This window comes from Thioclava sp. NG1, assembly GCF_003122275.1.
Lineage (GTDB): Bacteria > Pseudomonadota > Alphaproteobacteria > Rhodobacterales > Rhodobacteraceae > Thioclava > Thioclava nitratireducens.
This window is the reverse complement of sequence record NZ_QFBB01000007.1, coordinates 143407-168833: the sequence shown is the minus strand read 5'-3', so window position 1 is coordinate 168833 and position 25427 is coordinate 143407. Positions and strand designations below refer to the sequence as shown.

The following is a 25427-nucleotide window of genomic DNA, read 5'->3' as shown; positions in this document are numbered from 1 at the left end:
AGGAGCACGACGATGGATTATGGACTTCAAGGCAAAACGGCCCTGATCACGGGCGGCGCCTCGGGCATCGGCAAAGCCGCCGCCAGAACGCTGCTGGCCGAGGGCGCGCAGGTTATCCTCGTGGACCTCAAGGGTGACGAGGTGTCCCGCGCCGCCAAGGAGCTTGCCCACGGCACCTGCGCGCTTCAGGCCGACCTGCGCGATCCGAACCAGATCAAGGGTCTCGCCGCCACCACGCAAGAGCGCTTCACCATGCCGGACATCCTCGTCTGCGCGGCCGGTGTCACCGGCGCCAAGGGGCACCCGCTCGAGATGACGGACAGCGACTGGCACGACGCGTGGGAGAGCGATTTCATGTCGGTCGTCCGCACCGTGCGCGCCTTCGAGCCGACGATGGAAAACCGCGGCTGGGGTCGCGTCGTCATCCTCTGTTCCGAGAATGCGGCGCAGCCCTATGAGAACGAGGCGGTCTATAATGTGGCCAAGGCCGCGCTTCTCAATTTCGCCAAGGGGCTGAGCGGGGTGGCCGCGCGCCGGGGCGTGCTGGTCAATTGCGTCTCGCCCGCCTTTATCGAGACTCCCATGACCGATGGGATGATGGCCCAGAAGGCGGATGCGGAAGGCATCAGCCATGACGAGGCTGTCCGGAGCTTCTTGAAATCGGATCGCCCGTGGCTGGCGCTGGAGCGGCGCGGCAGACCCGAGGAAGTGGCCGCGACCATCGCCTTCCTGTGTTCCGAGCAAGCCAGTTTCGTCGTCGGTGCCAATTACCGCGTGGACGGCGGCTCGGTCGCCTCCATCGCCGTGTGACGGTCGGGGGTCGAAGACGCGCTTGGTGCGTAGATCAAGCCGTCGCCGGAGGGCCCACGCCGCCATGGCAAAACGCCTCAGGATCAGGAACCGGCGCTAAGCGGCGAGTCCGCCTCGGGAGAGGCGACCGCCACATGCCCCAGCTTCGCCTGCACCTCGCGCTCGTATTCGCCGACGCGCTGGACATTGTGCATGATCCGCGCAAACCACCGCATCGCATCAGTCGCCTGAAACGTCTCCTGCATCGTGTAGAGCCCAACATGCTCGCCCAGCAACAGGCCGCGCCGGTGCCGCGCGAGGCGATGGGCGACCGGGTCGGCCATCCGCGCCATGCGCTCCCCGATCTGCGGCAGATCGAGCGGACGTTCGGGCGACAGGCAGGCGGCGAACCATTGCGCGGGTCTGGGCGTGATCTTGCCGCGCAACAGGATCGGGATGTAGCCGCGGTGCTCGGCCTGCTCCACCAGACGCATGAGATGGTCGGCCTGATGCATCAGCGCGGCGAAGGCGGCGGCTTCGGCGGGCCGGTCTCGCGGGACCGAAATCTGCGCCATGTAATCCTTCAGGTCATCCAGAGCGATCGCGATCCGTGGCCCCAGCGTCGACATCCGCCGCAGATCGCGCGCGCGGCCGATCGCCAGCGAATAGGCTGCGAAAATCTCCTGCGCGGCCCAGATCACCATGGAATGCGCCGCTTGCATCGCGGCCCCTTCGTCGCTCAACAGGCGACGGTCCAGTTCCGGGGGCGCCCGCCCGCCGAGATCGGGCCGCAATTTCGCGACGAGCGTGGCGAATTGGCGAGTGACGGGAAGAAAGACCAGCGTTCCCAGCAGGTTGAACCCGGTGTGAAACAGCACGAGCGCCGTATCGACCCCGGTTCGCGCCGCCAGCCCCTCCAACGGAGCCGCGACCAGTTGCAGGAGGGGAAAGGCGATCACCATCGTTCCGCAATTGAACAGCAGGTTCGCGATAGCGGTCTGCTGCATCGCGCGCGATCCCCCGAGGGCCGCGATCAGCGCGGTGAAGGTGGTGCCGAGGTTCATCCCGATCACCGCCGCAGCCGCCTGGATCAGCGGCAGCGCACCGTTGCTGACCAGCACCAGCACAACCGCGATCGCCGCCGAGGAGGATTGCATCACCACCGTGACCGCGAGCCCCAGCGCCGCCATCGCGAGCAAGCCGCCCACCCCGGTTCCGGGCGTGCGCTCCACCGTGATCCAGGCCTCCGCCCCGGACATTCCCTGCTGCATCATGTCGAGCCCGATGAAGAGCAGGCAGAAGCCTGCAAGCACGCGCCCGATGCGCGCCGCCCGGCCATGCGAGAGAAACAGCGTCAGGCTCGCGAAGAACAAAAGCCCCATCGCCACCGCGCCCAGTTTCAGCTTGAAGCCCACCAGCGACACGATCCAGCCGGTGACCGTCGTGCCGATATTGGCGCCGTAGATCACGCCGAGCGCTTGCGGAAAACTAAGCAGTCCCGCGCCGACGAAGCCGACCGTCATCACCGTCGTCGCCGAAGACGACTGGATCACCGCCGTCGTCACCAGACCGCTCGCGACGCCCTTCAGCGGCGTGGTGGTGAACCGCGCCAGCAGGCGGCGCAGATTGGACCCAGCGGCTTCGCGCAGCGCCTCGGTCATTATCTTCATGCCGAGCAGGAACAGCCCGACTCCGCCAAGTGCCGCCAGTGTCTCCGACATGGTTCTCCATCCCTCGCGATCGAGCATGCGGCCGCGCGACACGGAATTCAAGCGCCGGCAGGAACGCCTCGCAAGGTTCTGTTTTGCCGGATGAATTCGTGATCGTCTGGCGTCGAAGACGGCAGTGCACGTTCGGCGCCCCCGCAGTCGCGGGCTAACCGCGGGCGATGAATTCGAAAAAGCACTTCATTCCGGGCTTCGGCGCTTGAGGTTTCCTATCTACATGCCTCGCGGGGGCACGCCGCTGTTGCGTGACCCCTCGATGAACGCCGATCCTCAGTCGCAGCTATGGATGCGAGTTGCAGGTCGGCGCGGCGGTCGCGGACGGGCTTTGGGAACTGCCGCAATTCGCGCGACTAACCCGAGCCCGCGCGCCGCCCTGTCACAGGTTTCGCACGGAAGTCTGAGTGTTGGCATCGCCAGAAGTGGGCTATGCTTGCGAGGGTACCGCGCCTCCCGCGGTGCTCGGAAACGGTAGGAACTCGGCATGAGCCAATCCCTGAACCGCCTCGTCGAGCGGCAAATCCAGAAGGCCCTTGCGGAGGGCCAGTTGAGCGGGCTTTCCGGCGAGGGCAAGCCGCTTCCGGATCGCTCGGGCGAGGCATTTACCGACATGGCAACCGCCGTGGCCGCCCGGATCATGGCCGAAGCCGGCGCGCTGCCCGAGGAGTTCAAACTCAAGAAGCTGCTGGAGGCGGCCAAGCAAAGCTACCGGGAGGCGGAGGGAGACGAGGCCAAGCGCGTCGCTATGGCGCTGATCGCCGATCTGGAACAGCGCTACAACATCGCGGTCGAGGCGCGGCGGCGGTTCATGGCGCCGTAGGACGCGCCGGGTCATCGTTGGCGCGATGCGCTTGACCCAGAACAAGGATTTCGGCGCGGAAAATGACGATGGTGGGGCGGCCCCTGAACGCACATCCATGGTCAGCCGAATGCCAGTCGCACCCGAAGACCTGCCCCTGCACGCCACCGCGCGCGCCTTGCTCGCCTTTCTCGCGCTGACCTTCGCGATCACCTGGGGCGTGATCGGCAGCTACATCTTCTTGTCCGCGGAAATGACCGCGCGGTTCGGCCAGATCAGCGGCTCCCACCCACTTTTCTTCCTCGCAACCTGGGCTCCGGCAATCGCAGGGTTCACGGTGGTCTTGTTCTCTGCCGGGCTTGGCGGCTTGCGCCGGTTCCTGTCGCGCCTTCTGATCTGGCACTGCCCGGTCTCGTGTTGGGGCTTCATCCTGCTCGTGATCCCGCTCGTCTTCATGGCGGGCTCACTGATCAAGGGCGGGCCCCTGCTTGCGCCGATGCCGCCCGAGGGCGTGGGCGCGACGGTCAGCGTGATGTTCATGATGCTGCTTCTCGGACCTATCGAGGAGTTCGGCTGGCGCGGCGTCGCACAACCGCTCTTGCAGCGCCATGTCGCCCCGTTCTGGGCCGGCGTGCTGATCGGCGCGATCTGGGGCATCTGGCACCTGCCCGCCTTCTACCTCGCCGGCGTGGTCTTCGCGCAGTGGAGCTTCCTGCCCTTCTTCATCGGCAATATCACCCTCGCGGTTCTGGTCACGCCGATTTTCAACGCGGCGCGTGGCAGCCTGCTGCTGCCGATTCTGTTTCACTGGCAGCTCATCAATCCGTTCTGGCCGGATGCGCAGCCTTGGGACACCTGGATACTGGTGGGCGTCGCCGCGTTGGTCGTCTGGTGGAAGCGCGAGAAGATGTTCACGCGCGCGGGCGCCGTGACTGAAGTGGTCCCCGGTGAGGCACGGCCATGAGGCGATGTGGCACAGGCAGACACAATCACTTGGGAAAGCGGATTTCGGTCACATCGACGAGGAAGAAGGGGAAATAGTCCTCGGTTTCGAAGTTGTTCCCCGCTTCCACATGGGTCGGCAATCGGAACCCGTCGACATTACGGAACTCCGAGAGATAGCCGCCGAAGGGCTGAAGGCGGTAACGCTTTTGCGGGTTCGCATTGCTCCAGCGCTGGAAGCAGACCTGCTCCGGCCGGCCACTCTCGGCGACGGTGAGGTCGACCGCCTGCTCCAACCCGTCATGGCGCATCGTCATCCGGGCGATGTTCCTCGAGACCGGCTCCCAGGTCACATTCGGGCCCGGCAGCACTGCCGCGGGCGTCCAGAACACTGCCTCGGCCACGTAGCGACCGAAGGCGGAGCGTTTGTGATCCGGGTTGCCGCCGAACCGGGCCACGGGGGCGAGCCCGGCGACCCAGAACCGGGTCCATTTGGCGCTGTCGGAGCCGCCGAGGCGCATTCCACCGGAGCCGCCCGACATTGTCCAGACAAAGCCGTGCGGCGCGGCGAGCACCTGCGTGGCGCGCATCGGCATGTAGCCGGGGGCGGATTTGTCACCCATGCCGAACTGACCCTGCATCTCCAGCCGTGCGACGGTGTAAAGCGGCGTCCCCTCCGCGATGGCGAAGGTGAAAAACCGCCGCGCGGGCTCTGGAAGACCGGCGACCATATCGGCAGAGAAGCGCGGCGGATCGACAGGCTGCGATGCGCTCAGTCGCGCCATCTCTGCGCGGTCGGCGCGCCGATCGAGACGCCGCCTCGCGAAAAGGCCGAAAAGCCCGATGGCGAGGATGGCGAATATCCATAGAGCCATGCAGCTTCCCTACCTTTCCACGCTCAAGCGACCACGCGGCAACCGCCGCATCCCGAGCCGGATGATAGCATGAAGCGATCAGCGCAGGGCACGTCCTCTGACCTCTGCGTCCCGTTCGCACGGGTCATCGAAGAGATCGAACCACGCCTCGGAACATGTTGCGCGCGCGACCGGGGCGCGCCTGATATGCCTGTGACACAGCGCCTCTTCCAGCTCGGAAATTTCCGCGCTCTTGAGAAAACGGTAGGGGAGGAACGGGTCGGTTCGGGATGCCATGTGAGTTCCTTTCGCGAAAAGGGCCCCGTCACGCGCGCGCCGGGACCGGAGAAAAACGATATCAGCCGGGCAGACGCCGACGCGCGAGCGTACGCAGCAGCCCCTCGTAGCGGCCCAGCTCGTCCTTCAGACGCAGGCGACGCCGCTTGAGCCGTTGCAGAACACTCATGTCGCGCCAGGCCCGTTTCTGCTCCTGCTCCACACGCGCATCGAGGTCGCGATGCCGCGCCCGCAGGGCTGCGATACGGGCCGCGATGGCGGCATGGGTCCGATCCGAAAGGCTCATCTCTAAACTCCTGTAAAGATTGGGGTTCACTCGTGCCGAGGGGGGATCCTCGCGGGGAGACTGCGGGGGGACACTATCCGCCGCCTCCGTCATTCGCGCTCCCTCAAGGCCCCCTCGACAGATCAGAGTTGGGGTTGCGGGCTGGTAAGCTCAATCCTAAGTATCCTGAAGTTATGATCGGAAATTCCTATGGATAAGCCGCGCCTGCCGACCCTGCGCCAACTCGAATATTTCCGCGCCCTCGCGGATGCCGGGAACTTCCGCAAAGCGGCCGAGCGTGTCGGCGTGAGTCAGCCCTCGCTGAGCCAGCAGATCGTCAATCTCGAGGACACGCTCGGTGCAGCCCTCGTCGAACGCGGACGCAGCGGCGCGGTGCTGACGGCTGCCGGGCGCGAGGTGCGTGCGCGGATCGACGGCATTCTCGACGAGGTCGCAGCCCTTGCGGGCCTCGCCGAACATACACGCGCGGGCCTTGCCGGGACCTATCGACTCGGGGCATCGGCGACATTCGGGCCCTATCTGCTGCCGAGCGTGGTGCGACGGCTCCACGCCGAGCACCCCGAGCTGCGCCTGTTCATCCGCGACGGGCAGCCGAGCGCCCTGCTCGACGATCTGCGCGCGGGCCGCCTTGATCTGGTCCTGACGCAGCTGCCGGTGCTCTCGTCGGATTTCACCGTCACCCGACTGTTCCGCGAACCCCTCCAGCTTGCCGTCGCCGGGGATCATCGCCTTGCGGAGAAGACAAATGTCGAGGATGCCGATCTCGCGGGCGAGACGCTGCTCGTTCTGTCGAACGGGTTTTCGCTGCATGCCCAGCTTGTGGAGCTGGCGCGCGAGATGAAAACCACCCTGCGGCAGGATTACGAGGGCAGCAGCCTCGATGCGCTGCGCCAGATGGTGGCGATGAATATGGGCATCACGCTCCTGCCCGCGCTCTATGCCCATTCGGAGGTCGAGCAGGCCGGACGGGATATCGCCCTCGTGCCGTTCCGGCGCGGGCGGGTGATGCGCTCGATCGGGCTGCTGACCCGGCGCAGCGCGCGCATTCCGTCGGTCTTCGCTGACGTGATCCGCGAGGTCGTGCGCACCGGTTTCGCGAAGGTGCTTCATCCCGAGAGCTGATTTCCGGGACGCGGGCGACAGGGACGCAGTCACGCGCCCGTGAAATTGCAGTTCCGGCCCCCTGCCCCTATCGTGCCGCGGCAACCGCCGAGCAGGCGCGCAGGACTGGCCCCATGGGAAATTCCCGACTGGCCCTGTCGCACCGGCAGACCAGAGAGACAGACTGGCCGCGACCGCCGCGCCGAGACGCGCGGCCCGACAGGCAGCAAGACAGGAAGGCCCCTTCATGACCAAGACCGCCCTCATCACCGGAGCCACCGCAGGGTTCGGCGACGCAATCGCCCGCCGTTTCGCCCATGAGGGCTGGAAGGTCATCGTGACCGGGCGCCGTCAGGAACGGCTCGACGCGCTGGTCGAGGCACTCGGCGGACCGGAGGTCGCGCATCCCCTGTGCTTCGACATCCGCGACGAGGCGGCGACGCGTGCAGCGCTCGACAGCCTGCCCGAAGGTTTCGCGCAGATCGACGCGCTTATCAACAATGCGGGCCTCGCGCGCGGCACCGCGCCTGCGCAGGACTGCGATCTGGATGACTGGCGCGCGATGATCGACACCAATATCACCGGGCTCGCGGTGATGACGCGGCTCACGCTGGATCGGCTGATCGCGCGCCGCGGGCTGATCGTGAACCTCGCCTCGATCGCGGCGAACTGGCCCTATCCGGGCGGCAATGTCTATGGCGGCACGAAAGCCTTCGTGCAGCAGTTCTCGCTTGGGCTGCGCTCGGACCTGTCGGGCACTGGCGTGCGCGTGACCTCGATCGAGCCGGGTCTGTCGGAGAGCGAATTCACCCTCGTGCGCACCGGTGGCGACAAGGCGGCCTATGACAAGCTCTATGCCGGGGCCGATCCGCTGCAGCCCGAGGATATCGCCGAGAGCATCTACTGGGTCGCCGCCCTGCCCGCGCATGTGAACATCAACTCGATCGAGATCATGCCGGTGAGCCAGAGCTGGGCGCCGTTCCAGATCCACCGCGAATAGTCCGAGGCAAGCCAATCGGAACCCGTGCTCGTGGGTATCTCCCTGTGCGGCGGCATCGTCTGGTGATTTGATCTGGCGATGCGCCGGGGCGGGAATAAGGTCGCGCCTTGGCTGGGCCGAATATAAGCCCGCGAATGGAAAGGCGGGGCCCCCTGCCTGACCTTCGCCAATTCCGGCCGCGCCGCGCTCGGATGCGCGCATCGCCGTTTTCGGTCAAGCGCCGGGCAAGCTCATTTCGGCATCAGCCGGTAGAGAGCGCCCTCGCCCGCGTCCTCGATGATCCAGACCTCGCCATTGGGCCCCACGGCCACGTCGCGCACACGCATCTGCAGGTTCCAGCGCGCGATCTGGTCCGAGCCGTCGCCCGCCACCAGCGCCAGCCCCTGCCCGGCGAGCCCGCCGATCAGCATATCGCCTTGCCAGTCGGGAAAGTCGCGGCCCTGATAGACCGCAAGCCCTGCCGGCGCTATCACCGGCGTCCACCAGAGCTTCGGCGCAGCGAATTCGGGCCGCGTGTCGTGATCCGGGATCGGCTGGCCGGAATAGTGTCGGCCGTTCGAGACCGCGTTCCAACCGTAATTCCTGCCCTTCTCGATCAGGTTCAGCTCGTCGCCGCCACGCGGGCCCATCTCGTGCTCCCAGAGCTTGCCGTCCGGCGTGAAAGCGAGGCCGTATTGGTTGCGGTGCCCTTCAGTCCACGTCTCGGCGCGCACACCGCCCGCCCCTTCATGGGGATTGCCGGGCGCGGGCTGACCTTCGCGGGTCAGGCGCAGGATCTTGCCGCGCGGGTTGCCCGGGTCCTGCGCGGTGTCGGGCTGCATCCGGTCGCCGACCGTGAGATAAACCATTCCGTCGGGCCCGAAGGCGACGATCCCGCCCGGCTGGCCACGCCCGCCCGGCGTCTGCTGCCAGATCGTCTTCAGCTGCGTGAGCTGGGTGCCATCCAGCACCCCACGCGCCAGATGCAGCGCGTTATCCGGCGCGACATAGGTGATATAGACCTCGCGCGTCTCAGCGAAATTGGGCGGCACCGCAACATCGAGCAGCCCGTTCTGGCCGCTATATTGCACCTCCGGCATGCCGGCCACCGCATGCGCCCCGCCGCCCGTGACATGCCACATCTTGCCCGCCTTGCCGGTCACCAGCACCGATCCGTCGGGCAAGGGCGCGATCGCCCATGGGTTTTCCAGCAGCGCCACCGGCTTGAGGACGAAAGGAAGATCGCGGCTTATCGGCTTCTCGCCCACGTTCTGCGCGGCGGCAGGCGCGGCGAGGGGCGCAAAGCCGAGGCTCGAGAGGACGGGGATCGTCAGGGCGAGCGCCAGAGCGGCGTGCAGACTCGGAAACGGGTTCATGAAGCACCTCCTCCCTTAGAGATGGGGCGGAGGCACGGAATGGGAAGGGCGCGCGATGGCAACGGGTGCGAGGGGCGCAGCCCCTCTGCCTGCGGCATTCACCCCGGGATATTTCGGCAAGCCCGAGGATTTGAGCGCGCCTCTTTGCTTCGGGTTTGCGAAAATATCCCGGGGGACGCGCGCAGCGCGGGGGGCAGAGCCCCCCCTGCCGTCACTTGAAGTTGCGGCTGTCCTTCAGCTGGTCCCAAGCCCAGACGACTTCCTGAAGCATCTCTTCCTGCGAGCGGTCGCCGCCGTTCATATCCGGGTGCAGCACCTTGATCAGCGCCTTGTAGCACTTGCGGATCTCGGCCTTGGACATCGAGTCCTTCGCCTCGAGAATGTCGAGCGCGCGGCGTTCGGTCGGCGGCAGCTTGCGCCCCATCGTCCGGCCCGGGTTCTTCGTGGCGTTGTCGCCGAGGATCTCATGCGGGTCCGAGATGCCGTGACGCGCCCAGCCCGCCTCTTCCTTGGCCTTGCTGAAGGGCTTCGTGGGCCGTTCCCAGACGGTCGCATTGTCCAGGAAAGCCTGGAATTCCTCCTCGGACTGACCCTGGAAATAATTCCAGTTCAGATTGTACTCGCGGACGTGGTCCTTGCAGAACCAGTAGTAGTCGTCGAGGATTTTCGGGCTTTTCGGCGCACGGTATTTGCCCGGCTCGTTGCAGCCTTCCTTGTCGCAGATCCGGGTCGAGGTCTCGAAAGCCCCCGACATGCCGCGTCTGCCACGCGAGCGGCGCTTCTTGTCCGCCGCGGCCGAAATGTTGAAGCCGAAAGGATCGCTGTTGCTCATGCTTGCCTCTTGCCTGCTGCCCGAATGCCACTTCGGGGCGGCATTTGGGCCTGCCTCCGAGTCGGGTCACGCAGTCTACTGGAAATGACGGATGTTGAAAGGGGGTCGGGCGGAAATGGGGCCGCTAATTGCGCGGATCAAGGGCGAGCAAGGAGCGTCGCGACGGCAACGCGACTGGCGCGCCGGTGCGGGCGCGCGGCACGTTTCGGGTGGATTGGTCCGGTTCCAAGCCGCCCTACCTTCGCCCTGTCCGTAACGGTCAGTCCCCGTCGCCTGACGACCCGTCGCGGCTGGCGCGCAGTTTCGGCGCACGGCCCTCGGGCGCATCGGCGAGAAGCGCGCGGCGCTTGGCCTCGGGCGCGTCCTCGTCATTCGCCGCAGCCTCGGGGTCGGGATGTGCACCGATCGCCTGCGCCGGATCGGCGCTGGTCGGGCGGCGGAAGACCAGCAGGTTGTGATAGACCGTGGACTTCCCCGTCAGGCCGGTGCGCTCTTCCGCAGGCAGGGTCTCTGCGCGCAGGTATTCCCAGCCGCGCGCCGCCATCTCGTTCATCACGCCGGAAAGCGCATGGGCGAAACGGTCGGCGCCGGATTTCAGGCCGCGCTCCTTGTCGCCGTGCGCGGGCGCCGGGATGACCTTGTATTCGTAATGCTGCATGATGCACCTCAAGCTTTCGCGTCTTTCTAGCGGATGCCGGGTCCGGGTCAACTCACTCCAAGCCACACTGGCGGGAACGGGCCGATAAAAGCCCCGCGCATCGCGCACCATCGCCCCCTTGCACGCCTGCGCGCGATGGTTCACAAATCGACCCAACCACGAAAGGACGTCCGCGATGCTCGACCAGACCGCCAAGCCCACCGAAGAAATCGACCTGCGCGAGGTGTTCGGCCTCGATTCCGACATGAAGGTCAAAGGGTTTGCAGAGCGCACCGACCGCGTGCCGGAGATCGACTCCACCTACAAATTCGACCCCGACACCACGATGGCGATCCTCGCAGGCTTTGCCTATAACCGCCGCGTGATGATCCAGGGTTATCACGGCACCGGGAAATCGACCCATATCGAACAGGTCGCCGCCCGCCTGAACTGGCCCTGTGTGCGCGTCAACCTCGACAGCCACGTCAGCCGGATCGACCTGATCGGCAAGGATGCGATCAAGCTGGTCGATGGCAAGCAGGTGACGGTGTTCCACGAGGGAATCCTGCCCTGGGCGCTGCGCAACCCGACCGCGATCGTCTTCGACGAATATGATGCGGGCCGCGCCGACGTGATGTTCGTGATCCAGCGGGTGCTGGAAGCAGACGGCAAGCTGACGCTGCTCGACCAGAACGAAGTGATCACGCCCAACCCCTATTTCCGTTTGTTCGCGACCTCGAACACGGTGGGTCTGGGCGACACGACGGGCCTCTACCACGGCACCCAGCAGATCAACCAGGGCCAGATGGACCGCTGGTCGCTGGTCTCGACGCTGAACTATCTCAGCCACGACGCCGAAGTCGCGATCGTTCTGTCGAAGAACCCGCAATACAACACGGCCGAGGGCCGCAAGGTGATCAGCCAGATGGTGACCGTGGCCGACCTGACGCGGACCGCCTTCATGAATGGCGATCTCTCGACGGTGATGTCGCCGCGTACGGTGATCGCCTGGGCCCAGAACGCGCGCATCTTCGACAATATCGGCTACGCGTTCCGCCTGAGCTTCCTCAACAAGTGCGACGAGCTGGAGCGTCAGACCGTGGCCGAATTCTACCAGCGCCTCTTCGACGAGGAGCTGCCGGAATCGGCGGCGGCCATCGCCTCGTGATGCCGCGCCTCGCGATCCGGGGCGTGCTTCTCGCGGCGCTGCTGCCCTTCGCGGCGGCAGCCCAGGAGGCGCCCAAGGATGGCGAGATTTTCGCGGCGCTCACCGGCGATTGGAACGGCGACGGCACGCAGGATGCGGCGATGCTGGTGCAGAACGGTGCGGATGCAGCCGATCTGGTGGTCTATCTCGGCGATCCGACCTTCGGACTGAAGCGCGAGATGACGGTCGAGCGGGTTGTCTTCTCCGGTCAGGCAGGCGGCCAGACGCCATCTCTCGAGCCGCTTCCCAACGGCGCGTTCAAGCTGCATTCCGAGCAGATCGGCATCGGGCGCAACCCGTGGGAGAGCACCTATTCCATCGCGTGGCGCAATGGTGGTTTTGTCGTCTCGGGCTACAGCTACAGCTTCTACGACCGGATCGATAACGAGAATACCGGCACCTGCGACGTCAACCTGCTCAATGGGGATTACGTCATGACGCGGCGCGGGCAGGAGGCGAAAGGCTCGCAGGATCGTCGCGCCTTCCCGCTGAGTACGCTGCGCGCGGACTGGATGCCGATGATCTGCTCGGGGCTTTTCCAGTAACCGCTCGCGCTGCGACCTCTTCGCGAGGAGCGGCGCAAAAAGCCCGGCACAAAGGCCGGGCTGGTACTCGTTACTCAACTAACTACGAAAAACAGGCGGGGTCGGATCACGCGGCCTGACGATTTTCTGCTTCGATCTTGGCAAGTTTCGCCGCCTGACCCCAGAAGGCCATGTCGTCGAGCAGCGTTTTCGCCGGACCGTCGAGATGGTCGCCCAGTTCCGCGATCGGCGTGCCCTGCGAGGCCTTCACGAAATCAGCACCGCCAATGCTGACCGCACCCGCGACGGGCACCATGCCGAAATTGATCGCGACGAGGCGCAGATGCTCGACCGCGCGGGCCGCGCCCACGCCGCCATAGCCGACGGTGCCCAGCGGCTTGCGGCGCCAGCCCTCGAACGCGTAGTCGAAAGCGTTCTTGATCGTCGCGGGAATTGAGTGGTTGTACTCCGCCGTCACCACGATGAACCCGTCGAATTCCTTGAGCTTTTCGCCCCAAGCGCGCGCGTTCTCGCTGGTCACGGGTTTCGCGGCGGGCGGGCCCGCCTCGTCGAAGAAGGGCAGCGCGGCTTCGCGCAGATCCAGAACCTCGTAGCGCATGTCGTCGCGCGCAGCGATCTTGGTCTCGAACCATTCGAGCGCGCGGTCGGCGAAGCGACCTTCGCGGGTCGTGCCGACGATCAGGCCGATATTCAGGGTCTCGCTCATGTCGAACTCCTTTCCGGTATGTCGCACGGGAAGGCCCTCGGGGGAGGAAGGGCCACGGGGGGAGACGTGCTGTCCGTGTTGCGAGTTAACCTAAGACGTAATCGCCCGCTTCCAACCGGGAGTTATGTGCGGATGCGAACGAGTGTCGCGCGTCAAATGCGGGAACCGCGCCGGCGGCGCTGCCCGTCCGCGCCGCATCGCCCGCTTACGCGATCGGCTCTTGCGGGTCGGCGCGCGCGGTGCTTTATCTGAGGCCATGAGCAAGCCTTCCGACAACCCCGCGGATCCCTTCAAAAAGGCGCTGGCCGAAGCCACCAAGACGATGGCCGACGCGCCCGACATGACGGTGAGCTACACGGTCGATCCTTCGGGAATGACCGCCGATACGATGCGCCTGCCGCAGGTTTCGCGCCGGATGAGCCGCGACGAGGTTCTGCTGGCGCGCGGCACGGCCGATGCGATGGCGATGCGCCGCCGTCACCACGACGCCAAGATCGACAGCCGTTACGCCCCGTCGGGCGAGTTGGCGAGCGCGATCTACGAGGCGATGGAGACCGCGCGCTGTGAAGCGTTGGGCGCGCGCGACATGCCGGGCACCCTGTCGAATATCGACGCCAAGATCGCCCATGAGGCAGAGCGCAAGGGTTACGCCCAGATTCGCGCTCCCGAGGAAGCGCCGCTCTCGGTCGCCGCGGGTTATTTCGTGCGCGAACTGGCGACCGGCCGGAAATTGCCGCCCGGCGCGGATAACGTGCTCGATCTGTGGCGCCCCTTCATCGAGCAATCGGCGGGCGACGATCTGGAAAACGTCAAACACGTCCTTGCCGATCAGGCCGCCTTTGCGCGCCTCACCCGCAAGGTGATCGCCGATCTCGGTTATGCCGATCAGTTGGGCGACGATCCCGACGAGGAGATGGGCGACGACGCCGAGGACGAGCAGGAAGAGAACGCCGACGAGGAACAGGGCGAAGAGCAGGCCCGCGACGAGCAGGAAGACGACGACGCCGAGGCCTCGCCCGAATCCAGCCAGGAAGCGCAGGACGACCAGACCCAGACCTCCGTCAGCTCCGACGATCTCGCCGATCAGGAAATGAGCGACGAGATGGATATGCCGCAGGCCGATGCGCCGCTGGAGCCACCGCCGCCCCCGCCGCATTCGCAGGCCGACCCGAATTACGTGGTCTACACGACCGAATTCGACGAGGAGATCGCCGCCGAGGACTTGGCCGAACCGGCCGAGCTGGAGCGTCTGCGCCTCTATCTCGATCAGCAGCTGGACCCGCTGAAAGGGGCTGTCTCGCGGCTCGCCAACAAGCTGCAGCGCCGCCTGCAGGCGCAGCAGAACCGTGCGTGGGAATTCGACCGCGAGGAAGGGATGCTCGATGCGGGCCGCCTGGCCCGTGTCGTCGCGAACCCGACCACGCCGCTCAGCTTCAAGGTCGAGAAGGACACCGAGTTCCGCGACACGGTGGTGACGCTACTGCTGGATAATTCCGGCTCGATGCGCGGTCGCCCGATCTCGATCGCGGCGATCTGCGCCGACGTGCTCGCCCGCACGCTGGAGCGCTGCGACGTGAAGGTCGAGATCCTCGGCTTCACCACCCGCGCCTGGAAAGGCGGGCAATCGCGCGAGAAATGGCTTGCAGATGGCCGCCCGCAAAGCCCCGGACGCCTCAACGACCTGCGCCACATCATCTACAAGCGGGCCGACGCGCCGATGCGCCGGACGCGGGCCAATCTGGGCCTGATGATGAAGGAAGGTCTGCTGAAGGAGAACATCGACGGCGAGGCGCTGGAATGGGCGCATCGCCGGATGCTCGCCCGGACCGAGCAGCGCAAGATCCTGATGGTGATCTCGGACGGTGCACCGGTGGACGACTCGACGCTGTCGGTGAACCCCGCGATCTATCTGGAGAAACACCTGCGCGACGTGATCGCCATGGTGGAGCGCCGCCGCGCGGTGGAGCTGATCGCCATCGGCATCGGCCATGACGTGACGCGCTATTACCAGCACGCGGTGACGATCACCGATGTGGAGCAACTGGCGGGCGCCATGACCGAACAGCTCGCCTCCCTCTTCGACAGCGATCCGCGGGCCCGCGCCCGCTTCCTCGGGATCAAGAAGGCTATCTGATGTTTCAGGATTTCTCGGTGCAATCGCGCCCCGAACTGGGCCCACCCCGGCTGGCGGCGCTGCGCGAAGCCATGTCAGCCGCCGGGCTCGACGGCTTCATCATTCCTCGGGCCGACGCACATCAGGGCGAATATGTCGCGCCTTGCGATGCGCGTCTGGCTTGGCTGACCGGCTTCACCGGCTCGGCGGGCTTCTGCATCGCGCTGCCCGAGATCGCAGGCGTCTTCGTCGATGGCCGCTACCGGGTGCAGGTACGCGCCGAGGTCTCGCTCGACCACTTCACGCCGGTGAGCTGGCCCGAGGTGAAACCAGCCGACTGGTTGACGGAAAACGCCCATGCAGGCGCCAAGATCGGCTTCGACCCGTGGCTGCACACCAAATCCGAGATCGCGAAGATCCGCGAGGGGCTTGAAGGCACCGGCATCGCGCTGATCGAGAGCGAGAACCTCGTGGACCGCGTCTGGGACGACCGCCCTGCCCCGCCCGCCGAGCCCGCCCGCATCCATCCGGCGGAATTCGCAGGCGAGACTGCGGCGGAGAAACGCACGCGTCTGGCCGAAGACCTGCGCGAAGAGGATATCGCGGCCGCCGTGCTCACCCTGCCGGATTCGATCTGCTGGCTGCTGAACATTCGCGGCGCGGATATCCCCCGCAACCCGGTGGTTCAGTCCTTCGCGGTACTCTTCGACGACGGCACGGTGAAGCTCTTCGCCGATGACGCGAAATTCGACGCCGATCTGCGCGCCCATCTGGGCGACGGGGTCTCGATCCTGCCGCCCGACAGCCTGACCGCCGCGCTGGAAGCGATCGAAGGCCCGGTGCTGGTTGACCCCGACAGCGCGCCGCTCGCTGTCTCTCTGTTGCTGGCCGATCACGACACCAAGATCGTTGAGGCGCGCGATCCCTGCATTCTGCCGAAAGCGCGCAAGAACGCAGCCGAAATCGCGGGCATGGAAGCCGCCCATCTGCGCGACGCCACCGCGATGGTCGAATTCCTCAGCTGGCTCGACGCGGAGGCCCCGAAAGGCCAGCTGACCGAGATCGACGTGGTCACCGCCCTCGAGGGCTTCCGCCGCGATACCAATGCGCTGCTCGACATCTCCTTCGAGACGATCTGCGGCGCGGGCGGCAATGGCGCGATCGTCCATTACCGCGTGAACGAGGACACCAACCGCCCCGTGAAACCGGGTGAGTTGCTGCTGGTGGATTCGGGCGGGCAATATGTCGACGGCACCACCGACATCACCCGCACCGTCGCCGTGGGCGATGTACCGGAAGACGCCAAACGTCCCTTCACCCGGGTGTTGCAGGGCATGATCGCACTGTCGCGTACGCGCTTCCCGCGCAACGTGGCGGGGGCCCATCTCGATGCGCTCGCCCGTGCGCCCCTGTGGGCCGAGGGCTGGGATTACGATCACGGCACAGGCCACGGCGTCGGCGCTGCGCTTTGCGTGCACGAAGGCCCCGCGCGGATCTCGCGCGTCTCGACCCTGCCGCTCGAACCCGGAATGATCCTGTCGAACGAACCGGGCTATTACCGCGAAGGCGCATTCGGCATCCGGATCGAGAACCTGATCCTCACCGAAGAGGCCGAGGCCAAGGGCGACAACCGCGACCAGCTCTCTTTCTCGACGCTGACCTGGGTGCCGATCGACCGCCGGCTGATCGACATCGATCTGCTCGGCCCCGAGGAGCGCGACTGGCTCAACGCCTATCACGCCGAGGTTCTGGAGCGTATCGGGCCCAAGGTCAGCGAGGGCGCCAAGGCGTGGCTGCAAACCGCCTGCGCGCCGATCTGAGGCTGCGCGCACAGTATGCCGGGGATGCCTCCGGCGGGGATATTTTTACCAAGCCGAAAAGCTGGGTCCCCTCTTTCGTATTGGTCTAAATATCCCCCGCGGAGCGTCCCGCAGGGGCCGCATGCGCCGTCGTCTAAAGGTCGAGTACCGCCTTCGCCGCCCGCGCGATGACGATTTCCTCGTTGGTCGGGATCACGAGAACCCGAACCGCGCCCGCCCCGATCTCGCGCGCATTCGCGCTGTTGCCCGTGGCATCGATCTCCACCCCGAGGAAGCCCAGACCCTCGCAGGCCTGCGCGCGCACGCGCGCCGAGTTCTCCCCGATCCCGCCGGTAAAGACGATCCCGTCCAGGCCGCCCATCGCCGCCGCCATCGCGCCGATCTGACGCTTGATGCGGAAGCAGAAATAGTCGATCGCTTCTTTTGCCTTGGGATCGTCCGAGGCCTCGAGCGTGCGCATGTCGTTGGAAATGCCGGACATGCCCAATAGGCCCGATTCCTTGTAGAGCAGCGTCGAAATCTCGGACGGGCTCATCCCCTCCTGATCCATCATGTAGAGCAGGATGCCGGGGTCCAGTTCGCCCGGGCGTGTGCCCATCGGCAGGCCTTCCAGCGCGGAGAACCCCATTGTCGAGGCGACGGACTGGCCGTTCTCGATCGCGCACATCGACGCACCCGAGCCTAAATGCGCCACGATCATCCGCCCCTTGTGCAACTCGGGCTCGGTCCGCGTCAGTTCGCCATTGATGAAATCATAGCTCAGTCCGTGGAAGCCGTAGCGGCGCACCCCCTGCTCGTAATAGCGGCGCGGCAGCGCGAATGTGTCGCTGACGAAGGGATGGCCGCGATGAAAGGCGGTGTCGTAGCAGGCGACCTGCGGCGTGCCGGGGAAGGTATCGACCGCGGCACGGACGCCGGCGAGGTTATGTGGCTGGTGCAGCGGCGCGAAGGGGGCGAGCTTGGCCAACTCCGCCATGAGCGGCTCGGACAGGGGTTCCGGCGCGGCGTGGTCGATCCCGCCATGCACGATCCGGTGGCCGACCGCGATCACTTCCAGCCCGGGAAAGGCCGACTGGAAGGCCGCAAGCGCAGTGTGTAGCGCCGCCGCATTGGTGACGAAGTCATCTGGCGCGGAGGCGGGCAGCGGCAGTGGCGATCCATCGGGTCCGCTGAGTTTCATCGCCGCCTCGCGCCGTCCGATCCGGTCGACATGGCCAAGCGCGAGCGTCTCGAGGTCTTCCGAGAACAACCCCAGCTTCAGCGAGGACGAGCCGGAGTTCAGTGTCAGAATCGCACGGGTGCTCATGCGCGGCCCCCGCAGGTGCGGTGGTAGTGGATCGAGGCCACGGCGGCAGAGGCCAGCCGCGCCATCCCGCTATCGGAGCGCGAGTTCAGGATCACCGGCACCTTCGCGCCCAGCATCAGCCCCGCGCCTTCCGCGTGGGAGATGTAAGCGAGCTGCTTGGCCAGCATATTCGCGGAATCGATCCCGGGTGCGACCAACACCTCGGCCCGGCCCGCCACGGCGGAACGAATGCCCTTGGTGCGCGCGGCGGCCAGATCGACCGCATTGTCCATCGCGAGCGGGCCATCGACTTCGCCCCCGGTGATCTGCCCGCGCTCTGCCATTTTCGACAGCAGCGCCGCATCGAGGGACGACGGGATCGCGGGCGTCACGGTCTCGACTGCAGACAGCACGCCCACTTTCGGCACCTCGATCCCGATCGAGATCGCCACGTCGATCGCGTTTTGCACGATATGCACCTTGGTCTCGAGATCGGGCGCGATATTAATCGCGGCATCGGTGACGATCAGCGGATGCACAACGCCCGGCACATCCATGACGAAGACATGGGTGAAGCGCTTGCCGATCCGCAGCCCGGTATTCTTGTCGAGCATCGGCTTCAAAAGCGCATCGGTATGCAGATGGCCCTTCATCACCGCGCCGGCGCGCCCCTCGTTGACCAGCTGCACCGCCATGCGCGCGGCATCGCGGGCGGTCTCGGCGGGCAGGATCTCGAACTTGGTCACGTCGCGGCCGAGCTCTTTCGCGACCGACATGATCTTTTCGGGATGGCCGATCAGCAGCGGCTCGATCAGGTGATGCTCGGCGGCGAGGAGCGCACCGTCAAGCGACACCGGCTCTTCGGGGCAGACGACGGCGGTGACCAGATCGGGCAGCGGCTCGGCCTTCTCCAGCAGTTTCTCGAAATGGCGATGGCGCTGCGAGATCAGGCCGGGCACTTCGAGCGCATCGAATTTCAGGTGTTTCTGCGGGGCATGGACCTCGGCCTCGCCCTCGACGATCAGCGCGTCATCGCCCACACGGCGCACTTCCGTCTTCATCCGCAGCAGCTCGCCGGGCAGCTTCTCGAGAACCTCGACGCGGGCGCAGAGCTCTTGACCCGCCATCGCGTGATCATGGAAGCGCAGGCTTTGCGCGCGGTAGAGCGTCCCCGGCCCCGGCAGCAGGTTGCCCAGCACGGCGGTGATCAGAGAGGCCACGAACATGCCCGGCGCGTAGGCCTCCTTCCGGCCATCGCCATCGCCATCCTCGTCTTCGAGATGGACCGGGTTGTGATTGCCGGAGGCGGCGGCGAAAACGTAGAAATCGTCGGCAGTGCATAGCCGCTTCAATTCGGCTGACTGGCCGACCTCGATCTCGTCCCATTTCCGGCTCTCGAACATCATTGGCGCGCTCCTTCTTTTTCCTGCACTGCAAGTCTGCGAGACCTGCACGCTGCTGCCTAGGCAAAGATTCGCGACAAATCCTTGATCCGAGACAAAAACCGCCGACAATCCGCTGAAACCCTTTCACTCCCGCGCGGCTGAGCCTAAACCTTTGGCAGCAAGACATGGGAGGCGTTGCATGGCACTGGCAGAGGCGCTGGCGGAACTCGAAACTTTGCTGGGCGACCGGCTCGATACCTCGAAAGGCGCGCGCGACCAACATGGCCGCAACGAGACGTGGTTTCCCTTCTCACCCCCCGATGCCGTGGCTTATCCGACCAGCACCGAAGAAGTCAGCCAGATCGTGAAGATCTGCGCCGCGCATGACGTGCCGATCACGCCCTACGGCACGGGCACCTCGCTGGAGGGGCACGCCGTGCCGGTGCGCGGCGGGGTCAGCCTCGACCTGATGAAGATGGACCGAGTGGTGGAGGTTCTGGCCGAGGATATGCAGGTCCGCGTCCAGCCCGGCGTGACTCGCGTGGCGCTGAACGAGGATCTGCGCGCGACGGGGCTGTTCTTCCCGGTCGATCCGGGCGCGAATGCCTCGCTTGGCGGCATGGCGGCGACCCGGGCGAGCGGGACGACGACGGTGGGCTATGGCTCGATGCGCGACAATGTGGCGGCGCTGGAAGTGGTGCTGGCCGATGGCCGCATCATCCGCACCGGCAGCCGCGCGAAGAAATCCTCCGCCGGATATGACCTGACCGCGCTGATGCTGGGTTCGGAAGGCACGCTCGGGATCATCACCGAATTGACGTTGCGCCTGCATGGCCAGCCCGAGGCGATCTCCTCTGCGGTCTGCGCCTTCGATACGCTGGAAGCGGCGGTCGAGACGGTGCAGATGACGATCCAGATGGGCATCCCGATGGCGCGGATCGAATTCGTCGACGACCTCACCGCGCAGATCTTCAACGAGGCCAACGGCACCGATTTCCCCGCGAAACCGCATCTGATGATCGAGTTCCACGGCTCGGAAAGCGGCGTGACCGAGGCGTCCGAGCGGTTCGGCGAAGTCGTGGCCGAGATGGGCGGCGCAGATTTCCAATGGGCGACGACGACCGAGGACCGCAACAAGCTGTGGAAGATGCGTCACGGCGCCTACCCCGCCACGATCGCGCATCGCCCCGGCTGCATGGGACTGGTGACCGATATCTGCGTGCCGATCTCGCGGCTGGCCGAGGCCGTGGCCGCGACCAAGCGCGACATCATCGAGGCCGGGTTGATCGGTCCCGTTGTGGGCCATGTCGGCGACGGGAATTTCCACTCTGTCCTGCTGCTCGATCCCGAGGATAAGGACGAGTTCAAACGTGCCAAGAAAGTGGCCGCGAAGATGGCCGAACGCGCGCTCGAAATGCAGGGCACCGTCACTGGCGAGCACGGCATCGGCATGGGCAAGACGGGCTACATGCGCGACGAGCATGGCGCGGGCTGGGACGTGATGGGCCAGATCAAACGCGCGCTCGACCCGCAGAACATTCTCAATCCCGGTAAACTGGTGGAGCAGGACGAATGAGCTTCGAGACTCCGGACGCGCTGCCCCGCGCCTTCGCAAAAGCCTGGGGCGCGCGCGATGCGCAGGCGCTTGCGGGATTTTTCGCGGAAGATGCCGATTTCATCTCGCTGACGGGTGGAGTCGCCTCCGGTCGCACCCAGATCGCGGAGTTGTTCGCAGGCGAACTCGCCGGCGCCTTCTCGCGCGCGCGGCTGGTGACCGGCAAGGCCAAATCGCGCCCTGTCGGCGCCGAGGCAGCGGTCGTCCTGCAGCGCTTCGTCCTGACCGGGATCATCACCGAGAACGGCGCCGATGCCGGCCGCATCGGCTGCACGCTGGCCGCAACGCTGGAACTGACGCCGAATGGCTGGCAAATCGTCGCCGCGCAGTTCGTCGTGGAGGCGGGGTAAGCGGCGCTCCCCTACCCCTTCAGCAGGTCCAGCGCCGCAGCCTTCGCGGCGTCGGTGACTTCTGCACCGGCGATCATCCGGGCGATCTCGTCGGTGCGCTCTGCTGTGGCCAGCGCGCGGACCTCGGACGTGGTCATGCCGTCAGTCACCGATTTCGCGACGCGGAAATGGGTGGCGCCACGGGCGGCGACCTGCGGAGAGTGGGTGACGACGAGGACTTGCGCCCCTTCGGCCAGCTTTGCGAGGCGGCGCCCCACGGCATCGGCGGTGGCTCCGCCCACGCCGCGGTCGATCTCGTCAAAGATCAGGGTCAGCGTATCGGTGCCGCGCGCGAGCACGACTTTCAGCGCCAGCAGGAAGCGCGACAGTTCGCCTCCGGAGGCGATCTTGTTGAGCGGGCCCGCCGGCGCGCCGGGGTTGGTGGCGACGGTGAAGCGCACGGTATCGGTGCCTTCCGGCCCGGGCTCGCCCTCGGACAGGCGCGTCTCGAACACGGCGCGGTCCATCTTCAGCGGAGCCAACTCGCCCGCCATCGCGGCATCGAGCTGCCCCGCGGCCTCGGCGCGCGCCTGCGACAGGGCCACGGCGGCCTTGTCATAGGTTGCACCGGCTTTCGCGAGGTCGGCTTCTAGCGCACCGATCCCCTCCTCGCCCGCGTCCAGCGCAGCAAGCTTCTCGCGCAGGCCTTCGGCGAAATCGGCCAGTTCATCGGCCAGCACGCCATGCTTGCGGGCCAAACCGCGGATCGCGAACAGACGTTCCTCGCAGGCCTCCAAGGCATGCGGGTCGAAATCGAGCGCATCAAGTGCGGTCTCCACGCCTTGGGCTGCCTCGCCCAATTCGAGGAACGCGCGCTCCAACGCCTCCAGCGGCGCGTCGAGTCGCCCTTCGGCCCGGTCCGCAGCGCCCTGCAGCCAGCGATCGGCGTCGCGCATCATCCCCTCCGCCCCTTCCGGGCCCAGAGCGGCAAAGGCGCGGGACACATCTTCGCGGATTTTTGCGGCACCCTGCATCAGGCGGCGCTGACCGTCGAGTTCGGCTTCCTCTCCGGGCTTGGGATCGAGCGAGTCGAATTCCTTCACGGCGTGGCGCAGGAATTCCTCTTCCTCTTTCACGGCCGCGAGTGAGCTACGCGCCGCCTCCAGCTTGCGCGCCGCAGCAGCGCGCGCTTTCCAGGCGGAGCGGGTGGCCTCCAGCAGCTCGGAATGGCCCGCGAAGGCATCGAGCAGCGCGCGGTGGCCGCGTTCGTTCAACAAGCCGCCATCGTCGGATTGACCGTGCAGTTCCACCAGCGAGGCAGAGACTTGCCGCAGCACGTCGCCGCTCGCTCGGCGGTCGTTGATCCAAGCGGTCTTGCGCCCGTCGCGCGCATTCACCCGACGCAGGATCAACTCGTCAGTTACGGGAATGCCGGCCTCGGCCAGCACGTCGCGCGCGGGGTGATCGGAGGGCAGTTCGAACACCGCTGTCACCTCGCCCTGATCGGCGCCCTGACGCACGAGTTCCGCGCGCCCGCGCCAACCAAGGACGAAGCCCAGGCAATCGAGCAGGATCGACTTGCCCGCCCCGGTCTCGCCGGTCAGCACGTTGAGGCCGGGACCGAAGTCCAGCTCGAGCCTCTCGATAATCAGAATGTCGCGGATATCCAGCGAATGAAGCATGTCAGACCATGAGGGCCCAGATCAGAGCCACTTGCCCTGAATCACCTGTCGATACACGCTGGACAGCCACCCGTCGCCCTTCGCCTCGGGCTTCAACCCACGCCTTTGCAGCAGGTTGTACGCGTCCTGATAGAAGGGCGAGGACTGGAAGTTGTGGCCGAGGATCGCCGCGGCGGTCTGCGCCTGATCGGTGATGCCGAGCGCGAGATAGGCCTCCACCAGACGTTCCAGCGCCTCGGGCGTGTGGGTCGTCGTCTGGAATTGTTCCACCACAACGCGGAAGCGGTTGATCGCCGCCGTATAGTTACCGCGCTTGAGGTAGTAGCGCCCGATCTCCATCTCCTTGCCGGCGAGGTGATCGAAGGCCAAGTCGAATTTCAGCATAGCCGACTGGGCATATTCGGAATCGGGGTATTTCTCGATCACGTCGCGCAACGCCTGCAGCGCCTGGAAGGTCAGGCCCTGATCGCGACCGACCTCGTCGATCTGATCGTAATAGCTGAGCGCCAGAAGATACTGCGCATAGGCCGCGTCTTCGTCACCCGGATAGGTGTCGAGGAATCGCTGCGCCGAGGCGCGGGCTTCTTCGTAATTCTTCGCCTTGTGCTGAGCATAGGCTTCCATGATCAAGGCGCGCTTGGCCCATTGCGAATAGGGGTAAAGCCGCTCGACCTCGGAGAAATATTTCAGCGCGGTGTTGGGACGGCGCGGATTGCCGACCTCGAGCTCGTATTCGCCGCGCTCGTAGATTTGCTTGGCCGTGAAGTTTTCGAGGTTCGGTGCTTTGTTCGGATCAGGACCGCAGGCGGAAAGCGCCATAACAAGACCAAGAGCCCCGAGTTTCGCTGCCGCTAATTTGCCGCGCGCCATGCCCTGCCCCATCCCTCTTTCGTTGCCGGAGAAAGGCCCCGGACCCGTCAATCACTGCCCCGGTTCGGAGGCCGTTCGGCATGTCCTAGCACAGAAAAATCCGGGGCGCAAAATGCCTTTGCGGGTTTTGACGCCCCTTTTCCCGATGCCCGCGAACCCGTGACCGGGCCGCGATGCGTTCAGGCCGATGCCAGTGCCGCTGCCGAGCATACACCAGCTCCGGGCAGGCTGTAAGCCTGTGCGGGCGAGCAGGTTTCCCAGCACCACGCATCGGGGCGCGCAAACAGCGCCCGCAGAAGCTGGTTCGTCATCGCGTGACCCGCGCGGTTGCCGCGATAACGCCCGAGGATCGGCGCGCCCGCGAGCGCGAGATCGCCAAGCGCGTCGAGCATCTTGTGGCGCACGGGTTCGTCCGCGTGACGCAAACCGCCGGGGCTCAGAACCTTGTCGCCATCGACGACCACGGCATTCTCGAAGGTGCCGCCGAGGCTCAGCCCCTTCTCGCGCATCGCATCGACATCGGCGAGGCGGCAGAAGGTGCGGCTGTCCATCAGCTCGCGCACGAAGGCGCCGTTGGCCATCTTGAGACGCTTGCTCTGACGGCCGATGGCGGCGTCGGTGAAGTCGATCGCGAAATCGATCTCGAGGCTGGCGGCCGGTTCGAGTCGCGCGACGGCCTTGCCGTTGCGCACTTCGACCGGCTTGAGGATGCGGATCGCGCGCAGTTCCGCGGCGAGGTGCCGCAGACCGGCTTCGCAGAACTCGGCGACGAACGGGGCCGATGAGCCATCGAGGATCGGCACTTCAGGCCCGTCGAGCGAGATCAGCGCATTGTGAATGCCAGAACCGACGAGTGCCGCCATCAGATGCTCGATCGTCGAGACCTGGACGCCATCCTCGTTTTCGATCAGCGTGCAGAGCGTCGCGCTCGGCACGTTGCTCCACAAGGCGGGTACGCGGGGGTTCACGCCGGACACATCGGTGCGACGGAACACGATGCCATGGCCCGACGGCGCCGGATGCACATGCATCTCGACCGGGGCGCCCGAATGGAGCCCAACGCCGGAAAAGGCCACGGATTTGGCAAGCGTCGTCTGCACGATAGACCTCACAACTTTTTTCTCTGGCGATCAACGAACACACGGGTTCGGGAGCCGCAGCATCAGTTAGTCAGAGAGGGCGCGGTTAACAATTCACTCTTTGTAACGGCCTGAAACATTGCGACCGTGATCTGGCGGAACACCGCGTATGAGG

23 protein-coding genes are annotated in these 25427 nt (G+C 65.8%); 11 read left to right on the top strand and 12 right to left on the bottom strand.

The genetic code is table 11. The features are described from left to right. Positions 1-12: 12 nt before the first annotated feature. A complete protein-coding gene (locus DEM26_RS14790) occupies positions 13-810 on the top strand; it encodes an SDR family NAD(P)-dependent oxidoreductase (RefSeq protein ID WP_075775579.1) in 798 nt (265 codons plus the stop codon). A gap of 83 nt (positions 811-893) precedes the next feature. Here DEM26_RS14790 and DEM26_RS14785 read toward each other — a convergent pair whose 3' ends face one another. Next, complete coding sequence (locus DEM26_RS14785) at positions 894-2510, bottom strand: Na/Pi cotransporter family protein (protein ID WP_088720232.1); 1617 nt, start codon at positions 2508-2510, stop codon at positions 894-896. Between the two features lie 487 nt (positions 2511-2997). Between DEM26_RS14785 and DEM26_RS14780 the strand changes: the two genes are divergently transcribed. Together DEM26_RS14780 and DEM26_RS14775 are read left to right on the top strand one after the other, a co-directional pair. Continuing rightward, positions 2998-3333, top strand: coding sequence for a J-domain-containing protein (locus tag DEM26_RS14780; protein ID WP_088720231.1), 336 nt, complete (start codon positions 2998-3000; stop codon positions 3331-3333). Positions 3334-3364: 31 nt separating this feature from the next. After that, on the top strand, positions 3365-4276 hold the full coding sequence (locus DEM26_RS14775) for a CPBP family intramembrane glutamic endopeptidase (protein WP_233243128.1): 912 nt from the start codon (positions 3365-3367) through the stop codon (positions 4274-4276). Between the two features lie 25 nt (positions 4277-4301). Here DEM26_RS14775 and DEM26_RS14770 read toward each other — a convergent pair whose 3' ends face one another. Both DEM26_RS14770 and DEM26_RS14760 read right to left on the bottom strand, forming a co-directional pair. Next, complete coding sequence (locus DEM26_RS14770) at positions 4302-5129, bottom strand: DUF6544 family protein (RefSeq protein ID WP_109172732.1); 828 nt, start codon at positions 5127-5129, stop codon at positions 4302-4304. Between the two features lie 337 nt (positions 5130-5466). After that, positions 5467-5691 (bottom strand): DUF465 domain-containing protein, encoded by a 225-nt coding sequence (locus tag DEM26_RS14760; RefSeq protein WP_075775584.1) that lies wholly within the window; start codon positions 5689-5691, stop codon positions 5467-5469. Between the two features lie 189 nt (positions 5692-5880). Here DEM26_RS14760 and DEM26_RS14755 point away from each other — a divergent pair, with 189 nt between their 5' ends. Next, positions 5881-6813 carry a hydrogen peroxide-inducible genes activator gene (locus DEM26_RS14755; RefSeq protein WP_109172731.1) on the top strand — a complete coding sequence of 311 codons (933 nt, stop codon included), beginning with the start codon at positions 5881-5883 and terminating at the stop codon, positions 6811-6813. Positions 6814-7039: 226 nt separating this feature from the next. After that, a complete protein-coding gene (locus DEM26_RS14750) occupies positions 7040-7792 on the top strand; it encodes an SDR family oxidoreductase (RefSeq protein ID WP_088722601.1) in 753 nt (250 codons plus the stop codon). 230 nt (positions 7793-8022) lie between these two features. Here the strand turns inward: DEM26_RS14750 and DEM26_RS14745 are convergent, their stop codons facing one another. From DEM26_RS14745 to DEM26_RS14735, 3 genes are all read right to left on the bottom strand, one after another. Next, positions 8023-9147 (bottom strand): PQQ-dependent sugar dehydrogenase, encoded by a 1125-nt coding sequence (locus DEM26_RS14745; protein ID WP_109172730.1) that lies wholly within the window; start codon positions 9145-9147, stop codon positions 8023-8025. Between the two features lie 211 nt (positions 9148-9358). Next, positions 9359-9979 carry a DnaJ domain-containing protein gene (locus DEM26_RS14740; protein ID WP_075775588.1) on the bottom strand — a complete coding sequence of 207 codons (621 nt, stop codon included), beginning with the start codon at positions 9977-9979 and terminating at the stop codon, positions 9359-9361. A gap of 259 nt (positions 9980-10238) precedes the next feature. Continuing rightward, positions 10239-10637: a DUF4177 domain-containing protein gene (locus tag DEM26_RS14735; protein WP_109172729.1), complete on the bottom strand. Its 399-nt coding sequence runs from the start codon at positions 10635-10637 to the stop codon at positions 10239-10241. 175 nt (positions 10638-10812) lie between these two features. Between DEM26_RS14735 and cobS the strand changes: the two genes are divergently transcribed. Continuing rightward, on the top strand, positions 10813-11784 hold the full coding sequence (gene cobS / locus DEM26_RS14730) for a cobaltochelatase subunit CobS (protein WP_075775590.1): 972 nt from the start codon (positions 10813-10815) through the stop codon (positions 11782-11784). Beyond that, complete coding sequence (locus tag DEM26_RS14725; RefSeq protein ID WP_158275131.1) at positions 11781-12368, top strand: hypothetical protein; 588 nt, start codon at positions 11781-11783, stop codon at positions 12366-12368. Before cobS ends, DEM26_RS14725 begins: the two co-directional genes overlap by 4 nt. A 106-nt stretch (positions 12369-12474) precedes the next feature. Here DEM26_RS14725 and DEM26_RS14720 read toward each other — a convergent pair whose 3' ends face one another. After that, positions 12475-13074 (bottom strand): NADPH-dependent FMN reductase, encoded by a 600-nt coding sequence (locus tag DEM26_RS14720; protein ID WP_088735813.1) that lies wholly within the window; start codon positions 13072-13074, stop codon positions 12475-12477. Between the two features lie 256 nt (positions 13075-13330). Between DEM26_RS14720 and cobT the strand changes: the two genes are divergently transcribed. Together cobT and DEM26_RS14710 are read left to right on the top strand one after the other, a co-directional pair. Then, a complete protein-coding gene (gene cobT / locus DEM26_RS14715) occupies positions 13331-15208 on the top strand; it encodes a cobaltochelatase subunit CobT (protein WP_075775737.1) in 1878 nt (625 codons plus the stop codon). Next, a complete protein-coding gene (locus tag DEM26_RS14710; RefSeq protein WP_109172728.1) occupies positions 15208-17007 on the top strand; it encodes an aminopeptidase P family protein in 1800 nt (599 codons plus the stop codon). The genes cobT and DEM26_RS14710 overlap by 1 nt, the downstream gene beginning before the upstream one ends. A gap of 133 nt (positions 17008-17140) precedes the next feature. On the opposite strand, the gene DEM26_RS14705 is transcribed toward DEM26_RS14710, so the two are convergent. Then, positions 17141-18313, bottom strand: coding sequence for an acetate/propionate family kinase (locus DEM26_RS14705; protein ID WP_109172727.1), 1173 nt, complete (start codon positions 18311-18313; stop codon positions 17141-17143). Then, positions 18310-19698, bottom strand: coding sequence for a bifunctional enoyl-CoA hydratase/phosphate acetyltransferase (locus DEM26_RS14700; RefSeq protein ID WP_109172726.1), 1389 nt, complete (start codon positions 19696-19698; stop codon positions 18310-18312). Before DEM26_RS14700 ends, DEM26_RS14705 begins: the two co-directional genes overlap by 4 nt. A gap of 178 nt (positions 19699-19876) precedes the next feature. On the opposite strand from DEM26_RS14700, the gene DEM26_RS14695 reads away from it, so the two are divergent. Beyond that, on the top strand, positions 19877-21253 hold the full coding sequence (locus DEM26_RS14695) for an FAD-binding oxidoreductase (protein ID WP_109172725.1): 1377 nt from the start codon (positions 19877-19879) through the stop codon (positions 21251-21253). Next, the gene (locus DEM26_RS14690) at positions 21250-21642 is read left to right on the top strand and encodes an SgcJ/EcaC family oxidoreductase (RefSeq protein ID WP_075775597.1); all 393 of its coding nucleotides are present in this window, start codon (positions 21250-21252) and stop codon (positions 21640-21642) included. The genes DEM26_RS14695 and DEM26_RS14690 overlap by 4 nt, the downstream gene beginning before the upstream one ends. Positions 21643-21653: 11 nt before the next feature. Here the strand turns inward: DEM26_RS14690 and recN are convergent, their stop codons facing one another. The 3 genes from recN to lpxC form a co-directional block, all read right to left on the bottom strand. Further along, the gene (gene recN, locus DEM26_RS14685) at positions 21654-23303 is read right to left on the bottom strand and encodes a DNA repair protein RecN (RefSeq protein ID WP_088722593.1); all 1650 of its coding nucleotides are present in this window, start codon (positions 23301-23303) and stop codon (positions 21654-21656) included. A gap of 21 nt (positions 23304-23324) precedes the next feature. Then, complete coding sequence (locus DEM26_RS14680) at positions 23325-24173, bottom strand: outer membrane protein assembly factor BamD (RefSeq protein ID WP_075775738.1); 849 nt, start codon at positions 24171-24173, stop codon at positions 23325-23327. A gap of 179 nt (positions 24174-24352) precedes the next feature. Then, positions 24353-25273, bottom strand: a complete 921-nt coding sequence (lpxC, locus tag DEM26_RS14675) for a UDP-3-O-acyl-N-acetylglucosamine deacetylase (protein ID WP_088720215.1) — start codon at positions 25271-25273, stop codon at positions 24353-24355. Between the last annotated feature and the right edge of the window lie 154 nt (positions 25274-25427).

Coding starts and splice junctions, on each gene's coding strand:
- DEM26_RS14720 (WP_088735813.1), bottom strand. CDS start 13,074: ATGAGCGAGACCCTGAATATCGGCCTGATCGTCGGCACGACCCGCGAA.
- recN (WP_088722593.1), bottom strand. CDS start 23,303: ATGCTTCATTCGCTGGATATCCGCGACATTCTGATTATCGAGAGGCTC.
- cobS (WP_075775590.1), top strand. CDS start 10,813: ATGCTCGACCAGACCGCCAAGCCCACCGAAGAAATCGACCTGCGCGAG.
- DEM26_RS14705 (WP_109172727.1), bottom strand. CDS start 18,313: ATGAGCACCCGTGCGATTCTGACACTGAACTCCGGCTCGTCCTCGCTG.
- DEM26_RS14690 (WP_075775597.1), top strand. CDS start 21,250: ATGAGCTTCGAGACTCCGGACGCGCTGCCCCGCGCCTTCGCAAAAGCC.
- DEM26_RS14780 (WP_088720231.1), top strand. CDS start 2,998: ATGAGCCAATCCCTGAACCGCCTCGTCGAGCGGCAAATCCAGAAGGCC.
- cobT (WP_075775737.1), top strand. CDS start 13,331: ATGAGCAAGCCTTCCGACAACCCCGCGGATCCCTTCAAAAAGGCGCTG.
- DEM26_RS14750 (WP_088722601.1), top strand. CDS start 7,040: ATGACCAAGACCGCCCTCATCACCGGAGCCACCGCAGGGTTCGGCGAC.
- DEM26_RS14790 (WP_075775579.1), top strand. CDS start 13: ATGGATTATGGACTTCAAGGCAAAACGGCCCTGATCACGGGCGGCGCC.
- DEM26_RS14760 (WP_075775584.1), bottom strand. CDS start 5,691: ATGAGCCTTTCGGATCGGACCCATGCCGCCATCGCGGCCCGTATCGCA.
- DEM26_RS14740 (WP_075775588.1), bottom strand. CDS start 9,979: ATGAGCAACAGCGATCCTTTCGGCTTCAACATTTCGGCCGCGGCGGAC.
- DEM26_RS14680 (WP_075775738.1), bottom strand. CDS start 24,173: ATGGCGCGCGGCAAATTAGCGGCAGCGAAACTCGGGGCTCTTGGTCTT.
- DEM26_RS14745 (WP_109172730.1), bottom strand. CDS start 9,147: ATGAACCCGTTTCCGAGTCTGCACGCCGCTCTGGCGCTCGCCCTGACG.
- DEM26_RS14710 (WP_109172728.1), top strand. CDS start 15,208: ATGTTTCAGGATTTCTCGGTGCAATCGCGCCCCGAACTGGGCCCACCC.
- DEM26_RS14695 (WP_109172725.1), top strand. CDS start 19,877: ATGGCACTGGCAGAGGCGCTGGCGGAACTCGAAACTTTGCTGGGCGAC.
- DEM26_RS14700 (WP_109172726.1), bottom strand. CDS start 19,698: ATGATGTTCGAGAGCCGGAAATGGGACGAGATCGAGGTCGGCCAGTCA.
- DEM26_RS14735 (WP_109172729.1), bottom strand. CDS start 10,637: ATGCAGCATTACGAATACAAGGTCATCCCGGCGCCCGCGCACGGCGAC.
- DEM26_RS14785 (WP_088720232.1), bottom strand. CDS start 2,510: ATGTCGGAGACACTGGCGGCACTTGGCGGAGTCGGGCTGTTCCTGCTC.
- DEM26_RS14755 (WP_109172731.1), top strand. CDS start 5,881: ATGGATAAGCCGCGCCTGCCGACCCTGCGCCAACTCGAATATTTCCGC.
- DEM26_RS14770 (WP_109172732.1), bottom strand. CDS start 5,129: ATGGCTCTATGGATATTCGCCATCCTCGCCATCGGGCTTTTCGGCCTT.